This is a genomic window from Mycobacterium sp. DL440 (assembly GCF_011745145.1).
Taxonomy (GTDB): domain Bacteria; phylum Actinomycetota; class Actinomycetes; order Mycobacteriales; family Mycobacteriaceae; genus Mycobacterium.
Genome location: NZ_CP050191.1, coordinates 1,113,411 through 1,133,115, shown reverse-complemented (window position 1 = coordinate 1,133,115; position 19,705 = coordinate 1,113,411). Strand labels below are relative to the sequence as shown.

The window sequence follows — 19,705 nt, the reverse complement described above, 5'->3', positions numbered from 1 at the left end:
CTCAGGCTCCGATCGTGACGGGTTTGGGGTGGGTCTTGCCGCGGGGGAAGCAGAGTGCGCCGAGCGCGACCGCGGCCGCGATACTCAGTGGTCCGGCCCACTGCAGGATCGGCATATCCCCTCCTGGGTTGAAGATCTCGGCTCGGGGCCAGCCCAGGTTGACGATCATCACCGTGCCGTAGAGCACCGCCAGGACATTGACGGCGATGCCGAACTTGCCCAGCGAGAACAGCGGTAGCCCTTCGGCGTCGACCTGATTGCGCTGGGCGGGCCAGCCCTTGAGCCGCCGGTACAGCAGCGGTGCAGTCACCATCAGGTAGGCCAGGTAGATCAGGATGATGCAGACACTCGCCAGTGTGGCGAAGATCGCCGAGTTGCCGACGTTGACCAACAGCACCCCGATACACAGCAGACCGATGAGCACCGACGGCCAGATCGGGGTTCCGGTGTGGCTGTTGACGCGAGACAGGATCGATGAGGCGGGCAGGCGCCCGTCTCGTGCCATCGAGAACATCAGCCGGGACGCGGCGGTCTGAATTGCCAAGGTGCAGATGGTGATCGCGATGCAGACGTCGATCAGCAGCACCGTGCCCCACGGTGAGGAAAGCACGGTGTCGAGCACGTACGGAAGGCCCTCGGTGGCCAGTCGGCCATCGGTCAGGCTGGGAGCGGCCATCAGGGCGCCCAGGATCATCAGCCCGCCGCCGAGCGCAGAGGCGGACAGGGCCAGGCGGATGGTGCGCGGTGCGACTCGGCGGGGATTGCGGGTCTCCTCGGCGAGCTCGCCTGCCGAGCCGAAGCCGACCATGACATAGGCGGCCATCAGCCCGCTCATGATCCAGGCCCAGACGTAGCCGGGCTGTCCACCGGCGTGACCGGTGTCGAACACCACCTGCGGTCCGCGCTGGGCGTGGGTGAAGAACACGCCGATGACCGCGATGACACCGACGATCTCGCAGATCACCCCGGCGCTGTTGACCCGCGACATCCATTTGACGCCAAGACAGTTGATCGTCGTTGTGAGCACCAGCAGCACTGTGCCGAGCAGGACCGCGTTGGCCGCACCGCTCGGTGAGGTCAGGGCCGGGTCCTCGCCGATGATCTGGAATCCGGACCAGATCGTGGGCAGCACGACCTGCAGTGCGATCGCGGCGGCCGAGGCGGTGACGATCTGCGCCAGAATCATGAACCAGCCGCCGAACCAACCGATCACCTCGCCACCCATCCGGCGGGACCACTGATAGATGGCCCCCGAGATCGGATAGCGCGCGGCCAACTCGGCAAAGCACAGCGCCACCAGGAACTGCCCGAGGAACACCGCGGGCCAGGTCCAGAAGAATGCGGGACCGCCAAAGCCGAACCCGAGTCCGAACAGCTGGAAGATCGTGGTCAGGATGGACACGAACGAGAAGCCCGCGGCGAAGGATTCGAACTTGCCGAGCCGACGGTGCAACTGCTGATCGTAGCCAAACTCGGCCAGGTCGTCGTGGTCGCCAAAACGGTCGGCCACATCTTGCTGTCTGTCCGTAGCGCTGCTGGTCATAGGCGTTTCTCTCAGGCTCGGGGGCGGTGCCGCCAGCTCCTTAACTGTCATTCGATAGATAAGCCTGTTGGCGTGTCCGAGCTGTCACCCACGTGTTTCGTTCATGTAGCGAGCGGTAAGCATTGCGTTGCCGAAACCTCACCGGGTCGATCAACTGTCACAATCGCCGACATGGCTATGGCCGCATTGGACGAAGTCCGCCGGCGTATTGCGTCGGCGGACAGTGAGGCCGCACTCGTCGCCGCCGCCGCTGCAGCCCACGGTGCAGTGCAGCAGGTGGCCGACGCCCGGGTCGGGGCCGCCTCGGTTGCCGCGGTGTGGTCGGCCGTCGCCCGTTCCGCGCTGACGACCGCGGCGCGACTGGTGGACCCCGGCAGCCACTGGTACGCCTCGGGCAGCGTCGGCCGTGGCGACGCGCTACCCGGCTCGGATCTGGAGACCCTGGTGGTCCGCAGCCCCGCCGTCACATCGGAATCGGCCCTGGCCCAGGCGGTACACGTGCATGAACTGCTGGGTTGTTGTGGTTTCCGAGCCGACGACAACGGTGCGGTCGCCTCTCGGGTGCGGTTCAACCGCACCGCCCAGGAGTGGGCGATCGGCATCGGCGAGTGGGCGGCCGATGCCTCCTCCGACCGGGGTGTGGTCATGATCGGTCTGCTGACCGACGCCCTGCCCCTCGGGACGGGGCCCGATCTTCGCGATCAAGCCGGTATCGCGGTGCGGGCCCAACCGCTGTCGCTGGCCGCGATGCTGCAGGACGCCACTTTCGCCCGCGCCCACATCCCGTCCCGGCTGCGGCTGCTGACCTCCGGTGACAGCGGCGTCGACGTCAAACACGCCGCCGTCGACCCGGTGGTCCGAATCGCGCGCTGGGCCGCACTCAGTTGCGGATCCGACGCACTGCCCACCGCCGACCGGATCGCCGCGGCCGCCGGCACCCGCTACCTCGATCCCGATGACGCCCGGGCGCTCGCGAAATGTCACGCCATCGGATCCAGTATCCGCTGGCGGCTGCGGGCCGCACGCTGGAACCCCGCGGGCTCCGGTGACCACGTCGATGAGCGCGTCGAAATGTCGGATCTCCCGCCACAGGACCGCACGGCGCTACGCAGTATCGGCCGTGAACTCACCGGAGTTCGGCGGAAACTCGACTATCTGGCGTCGACCTCGACGTTCTCCACGTGGTAACCGACCCCACCGAGTCCGGGCGACACGCCCTGGCCCAGACCATCGCCGCCGAGCACCTCGAAGGCTGGCGGCCCACACCGGAGCAGACCGCCTCCCTGACCGCATTGCTCACCGGCTTGACCACCTACGGCGAGTACCTGGCACGGCACCTCCCCTCCCCCGCGCCGCCGTCACGCCAGCGGGTGCTCGCGCGCCGCCGCCCGTATTTCCTGCCAGGAACCACGGTGCTGCGCAACAACTTCGGTGTACAGGATGCTGCGGTGCTCACCCAGCTGGAATTCGTCGCGACGGCCGGCCGGATCCTTCAGGCGCATCTACGTTGCCAGGACTCAGATCTGGATGTGCGGTCATTGCACCGGCACGTGTTCGGCGATGTGTACGCCTGGGCGGGCGAGCCCCGCATCGTCGAACTTCGCAAACGTGACAGCTCGTTCGGCTCGTGCGCGCGGATTCCGCGGGCCTTGGAAATACTGCACGCAGAGATTGGCGGACTCTCCGACGAGGGCACCGAGATCGACCACGGCACGCTGTCCTACCGGTTAGCCCGAATCTATGCCGACTACAACCAGATTCATCCGTTCCGTGAGGGCAACGGGCGCACCGGGACCCTGCTGCTACATCTGCTCGCCGGCCGGGCCGGACGCCGATTGTTCCTCGACGACATGACCCGGTCTGAGTGGATCAGCGCGTCCCGGGACTCGATGCCGTTCCGTCGGGACGGGCGCGCCGATCCGCGTCCGTTCGTGGCGGTGCTGCGCGGGCGGCTCCTGCCGATGACGCAATCGGATACCGGTGCCTGACGCCCTCCGGGCGGCACAGCTACGGATTCGGATCTGTGAGATAGCGCTGCACGGTCGGCCCGATCCACGCCACCAGATCATCGATGGTTGCCGACGCCATCGGCTCGATCTTGAGCTGATATCGCGCGAACGCCAGGCCCACCAGATGCACGGTCACCAACTCGGCCCGCAACTCCGCATTGTCGACTCCGAACTGAGCCGCGATCTGCTGGGCCACAGGACCAGCCAGCGTGTCGTGTAAGAGTTTGCGCGCCAACGGTTGAATCGCGGCCGACCGCCATACGGTCAGCAGCGGGTCGAAGGAGGCGCCCTCGTCCCAGCGTTGGATCACGTCGCGCACCAACCGTGCCCCGATCTGGTCGGGATCTTCGGCGAGCAGAAGCGCCAACTGATGCAGCGGGTGCTGCGGGGTGTCGAGCACCGACGCGTTGAACAGTCCCTCTTTGTTGCCGAAGTGGTAGTAGACCATCGCAACGTCGACGCCGGCGTCGGCGGCGATCCCGCGCACCGTCGCCTGCTCGTAGCCGCCGCGCATGAAGTGGTCCCGGGCCGCATCGATGATGCGCTGCTTGTTCTGTTGGCCCGTGCGCCAGCGGCCACTGCGCCCGGTCTCTGACATGACCCGAAGTTTAGTTCAACAACCGTTGACCTATGTGGAAGCCGAGGCGTAGCGTTTTCTTCAACACCTGTTGAAGAAAGGAGCTCGACATGACACAGCGGCGACTCTGGTGGCGGCACACCATCTCGGTGCTGATCGCCCCGGCAACGATGACGATCTTCATTCCGGCCCTGATCATCTGGACAACCGGCACGAAAGCCCCTGACCTGACCACCACTTCGGGGCTCCTGCTCGCCCTCGCGGGCGCGGCGTTGATCGCGTTCGGGCTGTGGTTCCTGGTTTGGACGGTGATCCTGTTCGACCGCATCGGCAAGGGCGCCCTGGCCATCGGATCTCCGGTCAACCTTGTGGTGGAAGGGCCGTACCGGCACGTCCGCAACCCGATGATGACCGCGGTGTTCAGCATCCAGCTCGGTACCGCGGTCGCCACGGCCTCGCCCTGGCTGTTCGGCTGGTTCGTACTGTTCTGCACCCTGACCGTGATCGCGATCCCGGTCTTCGAGGAGCCCCACCTCCGCAAGCGGTTCGGTGCCCCGTACGACGACTTCTGCCGAAACGTTCCGCGGTGGACTCCGCGCCCGACTGCGTGGGTGCCGGCCCACAGCGGCTGAGGGTCCGCGCACTTTCGCATCACCCTGCGTCGATCTCTTCAAGCAGGTCAGACTGGGTTGCCCACTCGCAGCGGCTCCCGCCCGGGATTACCCGGGTGTGAGCTCGCGTTGCTGCCAGAGACCGCGATTGAAAGTGAGAACCGTCGATGGGTACCCCTCTGCACCTCGCCGTCGCACTCGACGGCACCGGTTGGCACCCGGCCTCCTGGCGCGAGCCGCTGGCCCGGGCAGGAGAAACGCTCTCGCCGCGGTACTGGACCGATCTGGTCAACCAGGCCGAACGCGGCCTGCTCGATTTCGTCACGATCGAAGACGGACTCACGCTGCAGTCCGATCACCCGTTCCGCCCCGATGATCGCACCGACCGCGTACGCGGGCGCCTCGACGCGGTACTCATCGCCTCCCGCGTCGCACCGCGTACGCGGCACATCGGTCTGGTACCCACCGTGATCACCACCCACACCGAGCCGTTCCACGCCTCCAAGGCGATCGCCACCCTCGACTACGTGAGCACCGGCCGTGCCGGGCTACGGGTCCAGGTGGCCTCCCGGCGGGATGCCGGAGCGCATTTCGGTCGGCGTCACCTGCCCGACGAGCGTGCGGCGCTGAGTGCCGAGTTGTTCGACGAGGCGGCAGATTACGTCGAGGTGCTGCGCCGGTTGTGGGACAGCTGGGAGGATGACGCCGAGATCCGCGACGTGACCACCGGGCGGTTCGTCGATCGAAACAAGCTGCACTACATCGATTTCGAGGGCGCCTCATTTTCCGTGAAGGGTCCCTCGATCACCCCGAGGCCGCCGCAGGGCCAGCCCGTCGTCGCCGCGCTGGGTCACGTCGACCTCGCCTACCAACTGATCGCGGGCAGCACCGACGTCGGCTTCGTCACCCCGCACAGCGTCGCTGAGGTCGCCGCCTTGGTCGATACCATCGCCGCGTTGCGGCCCACCGACGCCGACGCAGTGCGGGTATTCGCCGACCTGGTGGTGTTCCTCGACGACGCGCCTGACGTGGCGCGCGCACGACGCGCGCGCCTCGACGAGCTGGCCGGCACCGAATATCACAGTGACGCCGAGATTTTCGTCGGAACACCCGGGCAACTCGCCGACCTGTTGCAGGCCTGGCACGCCGCCGGCGTCGCCGGTTTCCGGCTGCGCCCGGCGTCCCTGCCGCACGACCTGCAGCAGATCACCGACGTACTGGTCCCCGACCTGCAGGACCGCGGCCTGTTCCGCCAGTCCTACGAAGCATCCACCTTGCGTGGCCTGCTGGGCCTGCCCCGCCCGGCCAACCGCTACACGACCGTCTGACATCGACAGGACACGCCCATGAGCAAGCCCGTCAAGCAGATCCACCTGGCCGCGCACTTCCCCGGGGTGAACAACACCACGGTGTGGAGCGACCCCGAATCGGGCAGCCACATCGATTTCGATTCGTTCGTCCGGTTCGCGCAGACAGCCGAACGCGGCAAGTTCGATTTCATGTTCCTGGCCGAGGGGCTGCGTCTGCGCGAACAGGGCGGCCAGATCTACGACCTCGACGTGGTGGGACGCCCGGACACCTTCACGGTGCTGGCCGCGCTCGCCGCGGTAACCGAGCGACTCGGTCTGACCGGCACCATCAACTCGACCTTCAACGAACCCTATGAGGTGGCACGGCAATTCGCCTCGCTGGATCACCTCTCCGAAGGCCGGGCCGCATGGAACGTCGTCACCTCGTGGGATGCCTTCACTGGGGAGAACTTCCGACGCGGCGGTTTCCTACCGGAGAACCAGCGCTACGAGCGGGCTGAGAGCTTCCTGGCCGCCGCCCACACCCTGTTCGACTCGTGGCGAGGCGACGAGGTCGTCGCCGACAAGGAAATCGGCGTCTTCCTTTCCGATGCCGCCGCCGGCGAGTTCGCCTACCGCAACGACCATTTCGATATCAGCGGTCGCTTCAACGTCCCGCGCAGTCCGCAGGGACGCCCGGTGATCTTCCAGGCCGGGGACTCCGATCACGGGCGCGAGTTCGCCGCCGCGGCCGCCGACGCCATCTTCTCGCGGTACGGGACGCTGGAGGACGGCCAGAAGTTCTATGCCGACGTCAAGGGCCGCCTGGCCAAATACGGCCGCCGCCACGACCAGTTGCTGATCCTGCCCGCGGCCACCTTCGTGCTCGGCGATACCGATGCCGAGGCCGCCGAGCTGGCACACGAGGTACGCCTGGCCCAGGTCTCCCCCGCCACTGCGATCAAGTTCCTCGAACAACTGTGGAACCGCGACCTAACCGATCACGACCCGGACGGGCCGCTGCCCACCGCGGACCCGGTGGTGGGCGAGAACACCATCGCCAAGGGCCGGGCCAGCGTGCGCATCCACCGCGACCCCATCGCCGTCGCCAATGAGTGGCGTGCCAAGGCCGAGGCCGAGAACCTGACCACCCGTGAGCTCATCATCGAGGTCACCGGGCGGCAGAACTTCGTCGGCTCGGCAGCCACGATTGCCGAATCCATCGACCATCTCGTGCAATCCGACGCCAGCGACGGATTCATCCTGGTCCCCCACGTCACCCCCGGCGGGCTCGATCCGTTCGTCGACCAGGTCGTGCCTCTGCTGCAGGAGCGCGGTGTGTTCCGCACCGCCTACGAAGGGGCAACGCTGCGAGAGCATCTCGGCCTGGAAGTACCCCAGCCGCGTCAGGAGCACACAGCCGCAACAGGATAGGGCCTACTCGGGTGCGTCGAGCTCGGTGCGGTCCTTGTACTCCCAGCTCGCCCCCGCAGTCAACGTGCCCGGTTCCAGCTCGGTGCGCCCGGCGTCGCGCACATGCACCGTCTGCGCCAGGATCTCGTCGGGCTTGCCGCCGATCACGATAACCGGGTGCTCGTATTCGATGCCGTAAAGCTTGAGCGCGGCATGCACGGCATGGGCTGCGGCCTTGCCGCGCGACATTTTGGCGTTCGAGTTGACCCTGATGACCAGCCGGCGTTCCGGTGCTTCGGATTCCTCAGCGTCTTCGGCGTCCATGCGAACGAGCCTACGGCTCGATCCACCGATGACGCCTGAGGTTTCGTTCCAGACTTGTCGGACCCTCTTGTGATGATAGCGTCATGTCTTCGACCGCAACCACTTTCACTGCTGAGGCGAGCCCCGCGCAGCGGCTGGAGGTGCTGCGCGACGAGTTGTCGGAGCTGTGCGGTCAGCGCAACGCGATCGATGGACGCATCGTGGAGATCGTCGCCGAGCTGGAGCGTGACGAACTGTGCGGGGCCACCGACGACACCCCCACCCGATGTTCCACCGTGTCCCGGGCCCACCGGGGAACGCGCCGACTGGTGGTGGTACCAACCCTTCCAACCACAACCACCACCGTCGACGAACTAGCGTCGATATTTCGCGTCACGGTTCCTCGGAAACCACTTCGCGGAGGAACTCGCCGCCGTGGATGGCGGCCAGCAGCGAGTTCTCCGACGTGCGGTTGGCGGTGAACAGCAGCTCGTCCCCGGCTTCGAGAATGTCGTCGGGCTTGGGCAACCTGACCTGGTTTCCGCGGACGACGGTGACGAGCGCGGTGTCCGCCGGCAGCTCCAGGCGGTCCACCCGCTCCCCGACCACGGGGTTGTCCTGCGGGAGGGTGAGTTTGGTCAGCTCCACCCGGCCCCCGCGCAGGGTCATCAACCGCACCAGGTGTCCGACGTCGATCGCACCCTCGATGCCGGCCACCAGTGCGCCGGGCGTCGACACTGCGACATCGATGCCCCACTCCTGGCCGAACAACCACTGGTTGCGGATGTCGTTGATGCGCGCCACTACCCGCGGCACCCCGAACTCGGACTTGGCCAGCAACCCGACCACGAGATTGGACTTGTCGTCACCGGTCGCGGCGATCAGCACGTCGCAGGTTTCGATCCCGGCATCTTCCATCGCGGACAGCTCGCAGGCGTCGGCCAACAACCAATCAGCGTCAGGCACGGTGTGGGGTTCATATCGGCGGTGAAGCTGCTCGATCAACAAAACCTTGTGGTCGTTCTCGAGCAACTCGCGGGCCACGGACCGGCCCACATTGCCCGCGCCGGCAACCACGACTCGCATCTTCCGTTCGCCCACTCGGCTATTTTCCCCTATCCGCACGTCCCACTCACGGCCCTTCGCCCTGATTAACTAATTCCCGATGAGTCTGAACCAGCTGTACCTGACCTTGCTCACCGGCGGCGTTGTCCTGCTGGCGAGCATCATCGGCACGCGCGTGGCGACCCGGATCGGGTTTCCCAGCCTGCTGTTTTTCCTCGCAGTCGGCATGATTCTGGGCGTCGACGGGGTCGGACTGGACTTCAACAACGTCGAGTTGGCCCGCAACGTGTGCACGACAGCGCTGGCGATCGTGCTCGTCGAGGGCGGTCTGACCACTCGCTTCTCCGATATCCGCGGGGTACTGGCGCCTGCGTCGGTGCTGGCCACCGTCGGCGTGGTGATCAGCACCGTCATCACCGCCGTCGGTGCGCACCTGCTGCTGGGCATGGACTGGCAACTCGCGCTGCTACTCGGGGCGATCGTCGCGTCCACGGACGCGGCCGCGGTGTTCTCGGTGCTGCGGATCCTGCCGCTGCCCCGCCGGCTGGCCGGGCTGCTGGAGGCCGAGTCCGGTTTCAACGACGCGCCCGCAGTAATCCTCGTGCTGACGTTCAGCGTGGTGCCGTTCGTGTTCCACCCCGAAGGCGCAATCACCGACCTGCTCTACGAACTGGTCACCGGTTCACTGCTGGGCCTTGGCGTCGGGTTCGCCGGTGCGTTCGCCTTGCGCCGGATCGCGCTGCCGGCCTCGGGGCTCTACCCGATCGCCACCTTCGGGTTGGGCTTCATCGCGTTCGCCGCTGCAGGCAGTGCCCATGCGAGCGGTTTCATCGCCGCCTATCTGTCCGCGGTGGTCCTCGCAAACTCGGGCCTGCCGCACAAGTCAGCCACCCGTTCCTTCGCCGAGGGGGTGGGCTGGCTGGCCCAGATCGGGCTGTTCGTGCTCCTCGGGTTGCTGGTCAACCCACACGATCTGGCCGGCGACATCATTCCGGCCATCGTCATCGGACTGGTGCTGCTGCTGATCGCCCGGCCGGTGTCGGTGGTCCTGTCGCTGGCTGGATTCCGGATCCCGTTCCGCGAACATCTTTTTCTGTCCTGGGCGGGGCTCCGCGGCGCGGTGCCGATCGTGCTGGCCACATTCCCCATCGTCGCGGGCGTGCCCGACAGTTACCGGCTGCTCAACATCGTGTTCGTCCTGGTGGTGATCTTCACCCTGATCCAGGCCCCCAGCATCCGGTTCGTGGCGAACGCGCTGGGGCTGATCACCCGCGACATCACCCGCGAGATCCAGGTCGAAGCCGCACCGCTGGACGTGCTCGACGCCGAACTGCTCACCATGACCGTGCAACCGCACTCCCGCCTGCACAACGTCACCATCCTGGAACTGCGGCTACCGGACCCGGCAGTCATCACGTTGATCATCCGCGACGGCCGCACCTTCGTCCCGCTACCGGACACCCGCATCGCCGTCGGCGACGAACTGCTCATCGTCACCACCAGCAAGATGCGGACGGCGGCCGAGGCCCGGATGCGCGCGGTCAGCCGCCGCGGCAAGCTCGCCTACTGGTTCGACGAATACGGGCTCGAGGACTGAATTTCCGGAGCTCGCGTAGGACGCCCGCGGACTGTGGCGCCGGGCACATCCAGACTCGCCAATTTGGAACTCAACCCTCCCCTAAGGGTAGGGTTGCCGTCGGCGTAGAACGTGGCGGTCGTGCGACCTCCGACAGAAGCTGACCCACAGCGGGCAGCAATTGCACGTTCTGACAAAACCTTTCACGCAATGAAGCGTGTCCAATGTGCCTACTTGCCGTGTCTGGTTTGAGGATTGGCGCTGAATCTGGAGTTGTTTTGAAACCATCGTCCGACGCGGTGACACCGCGCGAACAGCAATCGTTGCTGGCCACGTTCCGCGCGCCACGCCGGCTGCGTACCGAGGTGCTCGGCGGCCTGGTGGTGGCGCTGGCCCTGATCCCCGAAGCGATCTCGTTCTCGATCATCGCCGGCGTGGATCCGCGCATCGGCCTGTTCGCCTCGTTCACGATGGCGGTGACCATCGCGATCGTCGGTGGGCGGCCCGCGATGATCTCGGCAGCAACCGGGGCCGTCGCACTGGTGGTGGCCCCGTTGGTGCGCAGTCACGGTCTGGACTATCTGATCGCCACCGTCATCCTGGCCGGAGTGCTGCAGTTGATCCTGGGTGGCCTGGGAGTAGCCAAGCTGATGCGCTTCGTGCCGCGCAGCGTGATGATCGGCTTCGTCAACGCGTTGGCGATCCTGATCTTCCTGGCCCAGTTGCCCCACCTGCTCGGCGTGCCGTGGCTGGTCTACCCGATGGTCGCCATCGCCATCGCCGTCATCGTGGCGCTACCGAAACTGAGCACCACGATCCCCGCTCCGCTGGTGGCCATCGTGGTGCTCACCGCCGCCACCGTCGGATTCGGCTGGTCGATTCCCAACGTCGGTGATGAAGGGCAACTCCCGTCGAGCCTGCCGTCCCTGCTGATTCCGAACGTCCCATTCACCCTGCAGACCCTCGGGGTCATCGCGCCCTACGCCCTCACCATGGCCGCGGTGGGCCTGCTGGAATCACTGATGACGGCCAAACTCGTCGACGACATCACCGACACCCACTCCGACAAATCCCGCGAGGCGCTGGGCCAAGGTGTGGCCAACATCGTCACCGGATTCTTCGGCGGTATGGGCGGCTGCGCCATGATCGGGCAGACCATGATCAACGTGAAGGCATGCGGCGCCCGTACCCGGATCTCCACGTTCCTGGCCGGCACGTTCCTGCTCGGTCTCGTCGTCGGCCTGGGCGACATCGTGGCCCAAATCCCCATGGCAGCACTGGTCGCCGTGATGATCATGGTGTCCGTCGGCACCCTGGATTGGCACAGCATCAACCCGAAAACGTTGCAGCGCATGCCCAAGAGCGAAACCGCGGTCATGCTGGCCACGGTGGCGATCACCGTGGCCACCAGCAACCTGGCCTACGGGGTCGCCGTCGGCACGCTGACGGCAATGGTGCTGTTCGCGCGCCGTGTCGCTCATTTCACCGAGGTCGTCGACGTCGCCCACCCGGACGAGGACACCCGCGTCTATGCGGTCCGGGGCGAGCTGTTCTTCGCCTCCAGCAATGACCTGGTCTACCAATTCGATTACACCGGGGACCCCGACAACGTCATCATCGACATGAGCCAGGCCCACATCTGGGATGCATCCACCGTGTCCACGTTGGACGCCATCACCACCAAATACGCCGCCAAGGGCAAGACCGTCAGCATCGTCGGGATGAACGAGAACAGCGCAGAACGTCACGCGCGACTCAGCGGTCAAACCGTCGCGACGCACTGAATTGTCACAGGGGGAATCGTTGAGCAATCAGGATCATCTCCAGATCGGCGAGGTCGCTGCGCGAACCGAACTGTCCATCAAGACGATTCGGCACTACGACGAGGTCGGCCTGGTCGTGCCTTCAGCCCGATCCGCGGGCGGGTTCCGTCTGTACACCACCGAGGATGTCAACCGGCTGCTGGCAATCCGGCGTATGAAACCGTCGGGCTTCACCCTCGATGAAATGCGTGGTCTGCTCGACGCCCTCGACACGCTCAACTCCCCTACCGCCTCGCGCGCTCGGCGTGCCCGAGCCACCGAGTATGTGGCCGAATGCCATGCCCGCGCACAGGATGCCTGCGTCAAACTCACCCGACAGCTGGCGTACGCGCAGGAACTGACCGAGCAACTCGCGCAGTACCGCAACTGACTGCGACCGTTTGACCTCAGCGCAGGCGGGTATACCGCGCGGTGGCGCTTGGTTAGGCGCACACCGATGCGGGAGGTGATGCGAATGTCTGAAGCCGATCCTTTTGCGGTCCTGTTCGATGTCGACGGGACACTTGTCGACTCGAACTATCTGCATGTCGATGCGTGGACACGCGCTTTCCGCGAAGAGAAGATCGACGTCGCGGCCTGGCGGATACACCGCAGCATCGGCATGGACGGCGGCCACTTGGTGGCGAGCTTGTCCGGGAACGCCGGAGAGGACGTGCAGCAACGACTCAAAGACCGCCACAGCGGCCTGTACAAAGAGTCCGCAGAGTTGATCGTCCGCTTACCCGGCGCCCGCGAACTGCTGCATCATTTGTCAGAATGCGGGGTGCGGGTGGTGCTCGCCAGCTCCGCGCCCGAGGACGAACTCGCCCTCACCCGAAAGGTTTTGGACAGCGACGACGCCATCATGGACGCGACATCAGCGAAAGACGTCGACACGGCCAAGCCCGATCCGGGGATCGTTCAGGTGGCCCTCAAGCGGGCCGGCGTCACTGCCGATCGGGCTGTCTTCGTCGGCGATGCGGTGTGGGACGGTGAAGCCGCCACCCGTGTCGGTGTGCCCTTCATCGGTCTACGTTGCGGTGGAGTCGCCGACTGTGAACTCGAAAAAGCCGGTGCGCAAGCCGTTTTCGATGATCCACTTGATCTTCTCCAACACCTGGATGCCACCGCCATCGGCGCTCGGGCCGGCGGGGCCGCCCTCCCGAAGAAGTGAGCACGGCGGGCGCGTCGACTTGACCCCGAAGGTCGAACGTGTGTTCTAATACTCCTCGCCGCCCATCCCGCTCAGTGCGGGCGATGTTTAGAAGGAGTTCGCCGTGACCATGACTGTAGACGCCCAGACACCAGGAACGTTGACCACCGACTCCGACACCTCCGACGACTTGACTACTTCGGTCGAGGGCAACGCGCCCGAGAGCACGCCGGCGCCCGACGCACCTGCCTCCGACGCCCCTGCCGGGGAGAAGCCCAAGAAGGCTCCGGCCAAAAAGGCGGCAAACAAGAAAGCCAAGACGATCGAGCTGATCCTCACGGTCACCGGTACCGCCGACGGCGAATGGCACGCCGAGCTCAAGCAGGGCACCACTTACCTGGCTCGTGATCTCGCGGTCGCGGCCGCCGCCGTCTCCCGCGCGGCCAAAGAATTGCACGAGGACCTGGCCACCCCGATCGACGAGATCATCGACGAGGCGCGCTCCCAACAGGCCGCCAAGGTTGCCGCACTGGAGGCTGAACTCGAAGCAGCTCGAAAGGTCTTGTCCGACTTGGAGTGAGGCTTCAGTAGGCGCGTTTCGCTAGTGAGTGCACTCGGAGCAGCAACTGCCGTCAGGTTGTCGTCAAACGGGCCGGTTCGACAGCGCGTGCCGGCCGACGGCGGCAGTAACCCAGGGGCGTCCGCTACTGTGCTTGGCGGAAATAGGGTTCAACCGTGCCGCTGAGCTTGACGACCATCGGATTTCCGCGGCGATCCTTGGCGGTAGGGACTTCAACACGCACCCAACCCTCGGCCACGTCGTATTCGTGAACGTTGGATTTCTCGACTCCATTGAAGCGAATACCCACGTCGCGGAGCAGCACCTCTTCGTTATAGAAGGCGCTGCGGGGATCGACGGAGAGGTGATTCGGTGGAACGTCTGTGTTCTGATCCTCGGGCATGGTGGCTTTCGTTGAATGCTGCGTTAGACGCTTGGATTTGATTCCCTAAGAACCTACGCGACCTGTAGTGGCGGGTTTCGGGTAGGCCCTGGCGGGCCGCCCTCAGCGGGATTACGAAACGCTGGCGCGGCCGATCAGCTCATGCGGCAGAGTGATCGCCTTGGCCGGGTTGCCTCGCGATCGAGTTCGGCGACAACAACCCACACACACAGCAGAGAACCCGAAGCCATCCGGCTTCGGGTTCTCTGCTGTGGAGCTAAGGGGATTCGAATTTCTTACATTTTCGGCGGTTTCCTGCCGAAATAATGCTCCGACCTGCGGGTATCCCCTACGCAACTGCGTATGTGAGCATCGTCGCAACGTACCTGATTAGCTGCACGTTTCCACGGGATGTTACCTCGATGGAACACCTCACGGGTCGAGAAATCGACATGATGGAATGGGCGCGCAAGTACGAAAGTATGGAATACCGGCCGGTCGGCTGGTGGTCGAACCGGCGCAAACATGAAGCAGAACTATCACGGCGACGATGAGGTGGTCGTCTCGACGGTCTGGCTGGGCCTGAACCACAGTTTCACCGACGACGGTCCGCCGATCATCTTCGAAACCATGGTGTTCGGCGGCGTGCATGACGCGAAGCGTGTTTCCGCTACGCCATCGAACAGCAGGCACTCGACGGTCATCGTCGCACCGTGACCGACATCGAGGCCGGCGCTGACGTGCTGTGGGACTACAAAGACGACGAGTGACGATCCGTGGTGCTGCGCGAGCGCCAAACTGCGCGTCAACATCGACGGGTTCAACGCGGGAACACTGTGCGGCCTACCACTTGGTGCGTCACCTCGTGGTTCATCTGCCACGTGACGAGGCGTTACAGGTGCTCGACGAACTGATCGCCGAATTTTCGGGCTAGCGACGTCGACGCGCGTGCAGCACCTTCACTGTGGCAATGCCGTAGATCAAAGCACCTGCCGCGGTGGCGATTCCACCGATGACGGTCAGCGTCGTATGTGCGGCTCCGCTCCACAGCGTCACACCGACGATGAACAGGAACAAACCGATCATGCTCACCCAGAACGTGGCGTTACGCATCTAGCCGACCCCCTCAGTGGCGTTCGTGATCCAGACACCGGTCAGGTATCCACCCAATCCAACAGCACCACCGATAATGCAGCCGCCCGGGATGGCCACACCTTCACCGGGTCCGGTCGGCGCACCGGCAATCGCCGCACTCGCAGCGCCCGTGGCGCAGCCCGTGCCCAGAGCACCGAGCACCCCGCCGACGGTCGGCTTGTGTCCGTTCTCTTCGAGCTTGGTGATCTTTTTGTCCTGCTCGGCGTTGCGTTTCTCCAGGTCAGCCATACGCTGTTCCCACGGCGCCGGCGGGGGCACCGGAGGCGCTGGTGGCAACGGCTTTTCGCGTTCTTTGACCGATGGTGGCACCGGGAACGGACCGACCTGGCTGTCAGTGGTGTAGTCGACGGCCTGCACGTGTCCACCGGACTTGATCACGGCATCGTCGCGCCAGCGCGCCGGGGTGAAGCTGGCGACGTTGTTGTGTGCGGTCATGGTGTTGGCCGTCTCTTCGTCTTCGGCGATCAGCTTCTCCACGGCACGGTTCACGGTGTCGCTGTGCTCGGCCAGCGCGGCGTTGCGCGCCCGAATGGTGGTGATGTCGTAGCGGCGGGCATCGCGGATACGCAGCTCATCATCGACGGCGAACCCGTCAACTTCGGCAGCGTCGATAGCCTCGGTGGTCTCGGTGTGCGCGTTGCGCAGGTTCGACGCACCGAGGTCGGCGTGGCGGGCCAAGGTGCGCAGATGGCCGGCGGCGTCATAGACCACCCCGCGGTCGGCATAGGCCGATTCTTCGGCGGCCTCGGCTGCTGTCCCGGCCCAGTCGGTCCCGGTGATGGTCGACACGTAGCCATCGACGGCGGTCTCGATGTGGTCGGCAGCCAACCGCCAGGTGTCGGCACTGGCCGACAGTTCGGTGATGGCGTTGCGGTAGTTGGCGATGCCGGTTCGTGTCAGACCCATCGCGTCACCTGCTCGGCAGCGTCGGTGTCGGTGGTCACATAGGCCGCTGCGGCGTGCTGGAGGTGCGTCCCGCGACTGCTGATCCGGTTCCGCAGTTCGGTCATGAACTGTTGAATGTCAGCAGACACGTTCGCAGCGGCGAACACACTGGCGTGCTCTGCGGCCACGGGTTGCCCGTCGACCATGATGTGTAGCTGGTCGGCCTGGGCCGACAGGCCCGATCCGGCGCTGTCCAGGCTGGCAGTATCGGCTTGAATCTCCCCACTCATGACAGTCATCGTAACTGTGCTATAAGCCCGTTCCGGGCGGCGGCGCCAGATGGTGCTCGGCCTCGTGCAACAACGTCATTGCAAACGGCATCGGCATCAAACTCGGGGCGGTTCATCATCCCGCCTTCTTCTGGTACGTCGCCTTGAACACGGCATCTTCGAGCCAGCGTTTGAAGCTGTCGTTGTCCTGAAACGCCTTGAACAGCTGGGTCTCATCCGCGATCAGGCCGAGCATCGCCTTGCTGAGTGCCCGGTTCATCTCCACGCGGGCGTTCACCGGGTCATCATTGGCCTGCGCGTTCTGGTAGGCCTCGTCCGCTGCGACGATCCGCGGGATCTCTTCGGTGATGCGGCGCTCGATGCGGTCTTTGTCTTCCCATGCGATGTTGCCGAAGTGGTCATTGAAGCTCTTCACGATCTCCGACAACTTCTCCAGCTCGGGGTCGGCCTTGTGGCCGCCACCGACGACCGGAACCGGGTCAAGGGAGCCGTCCTCGTCGTCGAGCACGATCTTCATCGCAACCGCCTTTTCGGCACGGTACGACTCGAGATCGATGCTCTCCAGGATGCCTGCAGCAAGGTCATCTTCGGCGGGTGCGGGAAGCTTCGGCACGAGGTTGTCGAGGAAGATCGCGCGCTTCTCCCACTCGACACTCCCGTAGGGCAGCACTGCCGACAGGAAGTTGTAGGTACGCAGGAACGCCTTGGCGTCACCCTTGAACTTCACCTGGTCATCTTCATCAGGCAGCTCGATGTACTCGGCCACGCACGCATCGAGGATCGGATGCAGCTGATCAGGCCCAGCACCCCCAAGGTAGAGCTCGACGAAAGCGTCGACATGCTCGGGCGTGTAGACGCCGAAGCCATCCAGATCGTTGATCAGATCGTGCAGCTTGTTGGCGTCGGTCTCTTCGGAAAGCACGGTGGCGCGGTAGTACGGATCGAAGGAACGTTTGATGAGCTCGGCGTCGTTGGCGAAGTCGAGCACGAAGGTGTCACGCTTGGCGGGGTGGGCCCGGTTGAGCCGCGAGAGCGTCTGCACGGCCAGCACTCCCGACAACGTCTTGTCGACATACATGGTGTGCATCAGCGGCTCGTCGTAGCCGGTCTGGAACTTGTTGGCCACGACGAGAATTCGGTAGGGGTCCGCCTTGATCCAGCGCGCGGATGTCGGCCTGAATTTCGGCGAGCGTTCGCATCGGTGCTGGCTTGTAAAAGTGTCGGGTGAAAGAGATTTCGTAACCGATCTTGGTCTTCGTCTCATCAATCCAGGCATCGGGCGCGTACGGGGTGACCTCCCGGCGGAAGAACGCCTCGACGCCGTCGCCGTACTTACCTGCGGGTTCGGTGAGCGGAACCTGTTCGGTGTCACGCAGTTCGGTGTCAGGCTCGTATTCGACCACTCGAGTGCGGCCATCGACCACGGCCTCGTAGCGGCCATGCAGCGGGTCGGGTGTCGCTGCGAATGGCAACGCCTTCTTGATGACCGCCGGAGCGGACTCATCGCGGACGCCGTCTTCTTTAAGCGCCTTGATCTCCTTGGCGGTGTAGACCCTGTGCGGGTCGACACTTCGGATACGCAGAGGGCGCTCGACGGTGATCTTGGAGTAGCCGAAGTCGACGCCGTCGAACACCTTCGAGTGGTCGGGATCGTCGAACTCGTCGAAAGCCGTGAAGGCTTCGAGCACCTGGTCGGCGTCGGTGGTGCCGACCTCGACACCCTTCTCGCCGAGGTTCTTTCGCAACGGAGTGGACCATCCGGTGGCGTCGATGAGCTGCACCTTGCCCTTGCGGCGCTCATCCTTGCGGTTGGTGAGAACCCAGACGTAGGTGGCGATGCCGGTGTTGTAGAACATCGTCAGCGGCAACGCGACAATCGCTTCAAGCCAATCGTTTTCGATAATCCAGCGGCGCATGTTGCTCTCGCCCTGACCCGCGTCGCCGGTGAACAGCGACGAGCCGTTGTGCACTGAGGCGATCCGCGAGCCGCGCGGGGTGTCCCGCTTCATCTTCGAGATCAGGTTCGCCAGGAACATCAATTGACCGTCGCTGCTGCGGGTGACGAGCGAGTATTCGGTCTCGTCACCGTGGGTGACCACGAAGCGTGGGTCGATGATCTTCTTCGCGCCACCGAGGCGGTCTTGGTCGGCCTTCCAGCTTTTTCCGTACGGCGGATTCGAAAGCATGAAGTCGAACTCCTGGCCCGCAAAGGCGTCATTCGACAGAGTCGAATACTCCGGGCCGCCTTTGATGTTGTCAGCGGCAGAGCCCTCGCCCTTGAGAATCAGGTCGGCTTTGGCGATCGCGTAGGTCTCAGCATTGATCTCCTGGCCGTAGAGATGAGTGGAGATCTTCTTGCCCGCAGGCTCAGTGAGGTCTTTGAGAGTGTCTTCGGCAACGGTAAGCATGCCACCGGTGCCCATCGCACCGTCATAGAGACGGTAAGTGCCCGAAGGGATCTCCTCGGCGATTGGCTCGAACATCAACCGAGTCATCAAACGCACCGCGTCGCGGGGCGTCCAGTGCTCGCCGGCCTCTTCCTTGTTCTCCTCGTTGAACCGGCGCACCAGCTCCTCGAAGACGGTGCCCATGCCGTGGTTGTCGAGACCGGTCGGCGAGAGATCGAGGTCGGGCTGAAGGAACTTCTCGATCAGCGCGCCGAGCGCATCGGCCTTAGTCAGCCGTGGAAGTTGGTTGCGGAACTCGAAGTTGTCGATGATCTCCTGCACGTTCGGTGAGAATCCGTCGAGGTAGGCCTCGAAGTTCTGCCGCAGCCGAGTCGAGTTTGCGGTGTTGCGGAGGTCTTTGAGCGTGAAGCCGGAGTGGTTGTAGAAATCCTGCCCGGCCGCCTGACGCAGCGGACCGTCTTGATTGGCGATGGTCGCACCGTCGAGGGTTTCCTTCATCTGCTTGACCGCATCGCGGGTCGGCTCCAGCACGCTGTCGAGGCGACGCAGCACGGTGAAGGGCAGGATCACATCCCGGTATTTGCTACGCACTTAGACATCTCGGAGGGCGTCGTCGGCGATGCCACAAATGAGCGCGACGATCCGAGAATGGTTCATGGAGTTGTTCGGCAACGGTCACGTCCTC

Annotated in this window: 21 protein-coding genes and 1 pseudogene; 12 read left to right on the top strand and 10 right to left on the bottom strand. The window is 64.7% G+C overall.

Features of this window, described 5'->3' with window-relative positions; translation table 11 throughout:
• Window position 1 precedes the first annotated feature (1 nt).
• Entirely contained in the window at window positions 2-1,543 is a 1,542-nt protein-coding gene (locus HBE63_RS05645) for an amino acid permease (protein ID WP_166903873.1), read from the bottom strand.
• 171 nt (window positions 1,544-1,714) lie between these two features.
• Here HBE63_RS05645 and HBE63_RS05640 point away from each other — a divergent pair, with 171 nt between their 5' ends.
• Both HBE63_RS05640 and HBE63_RS05635 read left to right on the top strand, forming a co-directional pair.
• Entirely contained in the window at window positions 1,715-2,731 is a 1,017-nt protein-coding gene (locus tag HBE63_RS05640) for a putative nucleotidyltransferase substrate binding domain-containing protein (RefSeq protein ID WP_243858525.1), read from the top strand.
• Complete coding sequence (locus tag HBE63_RS05635) at window positions 2,725-3,531, top strand: Fic family protein (protein ID WP_166903872.1); 807 nt, start codon at window positions 2,725-2,727, stop codon at window positions 3,529-3,531. The genes HBE63_RS05640 and HBE63_RS05635 overlap by 7 nt, the downstream gene beginning before the upstream one ends.
• Window positions 3,532-3,550: 19 nt before the next feature.
• On the opposite strand, the gene HBE63_RS05630 is transcribed toward HBE63_RS05635, so the two are convergent.
• Window positions 3,551-4,150 (bottom strand): TetR family transcriptional regulator, encoded by a 600-nt coding sequence (locus tag HBE63_RS05630; RefSeq protein WP_166903871.1) that lies wholly within the window; start codon window positions 4,148-4,150, stop codon window positions 3,551-3,553.
• A gap of 89 nt (window positions 4,151-4,239) precedes the next feature.
• On the opposite strand from HBE63_RS05630, the gene HBE63_RS05625 reads away from it, so the two are divergent.
• The 3 genes from HBE63_RS05625 to HBE63_RS05615 all read left to right on the top strand — a co-directional run bounded on the left by HBE63_RS05625 (window position 4,240) and on the right by HBE63_RS05615 (window position 7,463).
• Window positions 4,240-4,761 (top strand): isoprenylcysteine carboxylmethyltransferase family protein, encoded by a 522-nt coding sequence (locus HBE63_RS05625; RefSeq protein WP_166903870.1) that lies wholly within the window; start codon window positions 4,240-4,242, stop codon window positions 4,759-4,761.
• 146 nt (window positions 4,762-4,907) lie between these two features.
• The gene (locus HBE63_RS05620) at window positions 4,908-6,068 is read left to right on the top strand and encodes an LLM class flavin-dependent oxidoreductase (protein WP_166903869.1); all 1,161 of its coding nucleotides are present in this window, start codon (window positions 4,908-4,910) and stop codon (window positions 6,066-6,068) included.
• An 18-nt stretch (window positions 6,069-6,086) separates the two neighbouring features.
• The gene (locus HBE63_RS05615; RefSeq protein ID WP_166903868.1) at window positions 6,087-7,463 is read left to right on the top strand and encodes an NtaA/DmoA family FMN-dependent monooxygenase; all 1,377 of its coding nucleotides are present in this window, start codon (window positions 6,087-6,089) and stop codon (window positions 7,461-7,463) included.
• Window positions 7,464-7,466: 3 nt separating this feature from the next.
• On the opposite strand, the gene HBE63_RS05610 is transcribed toward HBE63_RS05615, so the two are convergent.
• Window positions 7,467-7,766, bottom strand: a complete 300-nt coding sequence (locus HBE63_RS05610) for a hypothetical protein (RefSeq protein WP_166903867.1) — start codon at window positions 7,764-7,766, stop codon at window positions 7,467-7,469.
• An 83-nt stretch (window positions 7,767-7,849) separates the two neighbouring features.
• Here HBE63_RS05610 and HBE63_RS31845 point away from each other — a divergent pair.
• Window positions 7,850-8,014: pseudogene (locus tag HBE63_RS31845) on the top strand (hypothetical protein); the annotation flags it as partial.
• Between the two features lie 124 nt (window positions 8,015-8,138).
• Here HBE63_RS31845 and HBE63_RS05600 read toward each other — a convergent pair.
• Window positions 8,139-8,831: a TrkA family potassium uptake protein gene (locus tag HBE63_RS05600; RefSeq protein WP_166909417.1), complete on the bottom strand. Its 693-nt coding sequence runs from the start codon at window positions 8,829-8,831 to the stop codon at window positions 8,139-8,141.
• 79 nt (window positions 8,832-8,910) lie between these two features.
• On the opposite strand from HBE63_RS05600, the gene HBE63_RS05595 reads away from it, so the two are divergent.
• The 5 genes from HBE63_RS05595 to HBE63_RS05575 all read left to right on the top strand — a co-directional run bounded on the left by HBE63_RS05595 (window position 8,911) and on the right by HBE63_RS05575 (window position 13,921).
• Window positions 8,911-10,407 (top strand): potassium/proton antiporter, encoded by a 1,497-nt coding sequence (locus tag HBE63_RS05595; RefSeq protein ID WP_166903866.1) that lies wholly within the window; start codon window positions 8,911-8,913, stop codon window positions 10,405-10,407.
• A 278-nt stretch (window positions 10,408-10,685) separates the two neighbouring features.
• On the top strand, window positions 10,686-12,170 hold the full coding sequence (locus HBE63_RS05590; protein WP_371814920.1) for a SulP family inorganic anion transporter: 1,485 nt from the start codon (window positions 10,686-10,688) through the stop codon (window positions 12,168-12,170).
• A gap of 19 nt (window positions 12,171-12,189) precedes the next feature.
• Window positions 12,190-12,579 (top strand): MerR family transcriptional regulator, encoded by a 390-nt coding sequence (locus HBE63_RS05585; protein ID WP_166903864.1) that lies wholly within the window; start codon window positions 12,190-12,192, stop codon window positions 12,577-12,579.
• Window positions 12,580-12,663: 84 nt separating this feature from the next.
• Window positions 12,664-13,362, top strand: a complete 699-nt coding sequence (locus HBE63_RS05580) for an HAD family hydrolase (RefSeq protein ID WP_166903863.1) — start codon at window positions 12,664-12,666, stop codon at window positions 13,360-13,362.
• Window positions 13,363-13,471: 109 nt separating this feature from the next.
• A complete protein-coding gene (locus HBE63_RS05575; protein WP_371815009.1) occupies window positions 13,472-13,921 on the top strand; it encodes a DUF6319 family protein in 450 nt (149 codons plus the stop codon).
• A 124-nt stretch (window positions 13,922-14,045) separates the two neighbouring features.
• Here HBE63_RS05575 and HBE63_RS05570 read toward each other — a convergent pair whose 3' ends face one another.
• Entirely contained in the window at window positions 14,046-14,303 is a 258-nt protein-coding gene (locus HBE63_RS05570) for a DUF3297 family protein (protein ID WP_166903862.1), read from the bottom strand.
• 504 nt (window positions 14,304-14,807) lie between these two features.
• On the opposite strand from HBE63_RS05570, the gene HBE63_RS05565 reads away from it, so the two are divergent.
• Window positions 14,808-14,999: a hypothetical protein gene (locus HBE63_RS05565; protein ID WP_166903861.1), complete on the top strand. Its 192-nt coding sequence runs from the start codon at window positions 14,808-14,810 to the stop codon at window positions 14,997-14,999.
• Window positions 15,000-15,212: 213 nt separating this feature from the next.
• On the opposite strand, the gene HBE63_RS05560 is transcribed toward HBE63_RS05565, so the two are convergent.
• The 5 genes from HBE63_RS05560 to HBE63_RS05545 form a co-directional block, all read right to left on the bottom strand.
• Complete coding sequence (locus tag HBE63_RS05560) at window positions 15,213-15,395, bottom strand: hypothetical protein (protein WP_166903860.1); 183 nt, start codon at window positions 15,393-15,395, stop codon at window positions 15,213-15,215.
• A complete protein-coding gene (locus tag HBE63_RS05555; RefSeq protein ID WP_166903859.1) occupies window positions 15,396-16,343 on the bottom strand; it encodes a hypothetical protein in 948 nt (315 codons plus the stop codon).
• Window positions 16,334-16,612: a hypothetical protein gene (locus HBE63_RS05550; protein ID WP_166903858.1), complete on the bottom strand. Its 279-nt coding sequence runs from the start codon at window positions 16,610-16,612 to the stop codon at window positions 16,334-16,336. Before HBE63_RS05550 ends, HBE63_RS05555 begins: the two co-directional genes overlap by 10 nt.
• Before the next feature lie 115 nt (window positions 16,613-16,727).
• The gene (locus tag HBE63_RS31840; RefSeq protein WP_371815008.1) at window positions 16,728-17,699 is read right to left on the bottom strand and encodes a type I restriction endonuclease subunit R; all 972 of its coding nucleotides are present in this window, start codon (window positions 17,697-17,699) and stop codon (window positions 16,728-16,730) included.
• The gene (locus HBE63_RS05545; RefSeq protein WP_208301310.1) at window positions 17,608-19,611 is read right to left on the bottom strand and encodes a class I SAM-dependent DNA methyltransferase; all 2,004 of its coding nucleotides are present in this window, start codon (window positions 19,609-19,611) and stop codon (window positions 17,608-17,610) included. The genes HBE63_RS31840 and HBE63_RS05545 overlap by 92 nt, the downstream gene beginning before the upstream one ends.
• Window positions 19,612-19,705 lie beyond the last annotated feature (94 nt).

Coding starts and splice junctions, on each gene's coding strand:
- HBE63_RS05595 (WP_166903866.1), top strand. CDS start 8,911: ATGAGTCTGAACCAGCTGTACCTGACCTTGCTCACCGGCGGCGTTGTC.
- HBE63_RS31840 (WP_371815008.1), bottom strand. CDS start 17,699: ATGCACACCATGTATGTCGACAAGACGTTGTCGGGAGTGCTGGCCGTG.
- HBE63_RS05615 (WP_166903868.1), top strand. CDS start 6,087: ATGAGCAAGCCCGTCAAGCAGATCCACCTGGCCGCGCACTTCCCCGGG.
- HBE63_RS05625 (WP_166903870.1), top strand. CDS start 4,240: ATGACACAGCGGCGACTCTGGTGGCGGCACACCATCTCGGTGCTGATC.
- HBE63_RS05565 (WP_166903861.1), top strand. CDS start 14,808: ATGAAGCAGAACTATCACGGCGACGATGAGGTGGTCGTCTCGACGGTC.
- HBE63_RS05550 (WP_166903858.1), bottom strand. CDS start 16,612: ATGAGTGGGGAGATTCAAGCCGATACTGCCAGCCTGGACAGCGCCGGA.
- HBE63_RS05630 (WP_166903871.1), bottom strand. CDS start 4,150: ATGTCAGAGACCGGGCGCAGTGGCCGCTGGCGCACGGGCCAACAGAAC.
- HBE63_RS05600 (WP_166909417.1), bottom strand. CDS start 8,831: ATGCGAGTCGTGGTTGCCGGCGCGGGCAATGTGGGCCGGTCCGTGGCC.
- HBE63_RS05560 (WP_166903860.1), bottom strand. CDS start 15,395: ATGCGTAACGCCACGTTCTGGGTGAGCATGATCGGTTTGTTCCTGTTC.
- HBE63_RS05555 (WP_166903859.1), bottom strand. CDS start 16,343: ATGGGTCTGACACGAACCGGCATCGCCAACTACCGCAACGCCATCACC.
- HBE63_RS05575 (WP_371815009.1), top strand. CDS start 13,472: ATGACTGTAGACGCCCAGACACCAGGAACGTTGACCACCGACTCCGAC.
- HBE63_RS05640 (WP_243858525.1), top strand. CDS start 1,715: ATGGCTATGGCCGCATTGGACGAAGTCCGCCGGCGTATTGCGTCGGCG.
- HBE63_RS05580 (WP_166903863.1), top strand. CDS start 12,664: ATGTCTGAAGCCGATCCTTTTGCGGTCCTGTTCGATGTCGACGGGACA.
- HBE63_RS05645 (WP_166903873.1), bottom strand. CDS start 1,543: ATGACCAGCAGCGCTACGGACAGACAGCAAGATGTGGCCGACCGTTTT.
- HBE63_RS05610 (WP_166903867.1), bottom strand. CDS start 7,766: ATGGACGCCGAAGACGCTGAGGAATCCGAAGCACCGGAACGCCGGCTG.
- HBE63_RS05570 (WP_166903862.1), bottom strand. CDS start 14,303: ATGCCCGAGGATCAGAACACAGACGTTCCACCGAATCACCTCTCCGTC.
- HBE63_RS05620 (WP_166903869.1), top strand. CDS start 4,908: ATGGGTACCCCTCTGCACCTCGCCGTCGCACTCGACGGCACCGGTTGG.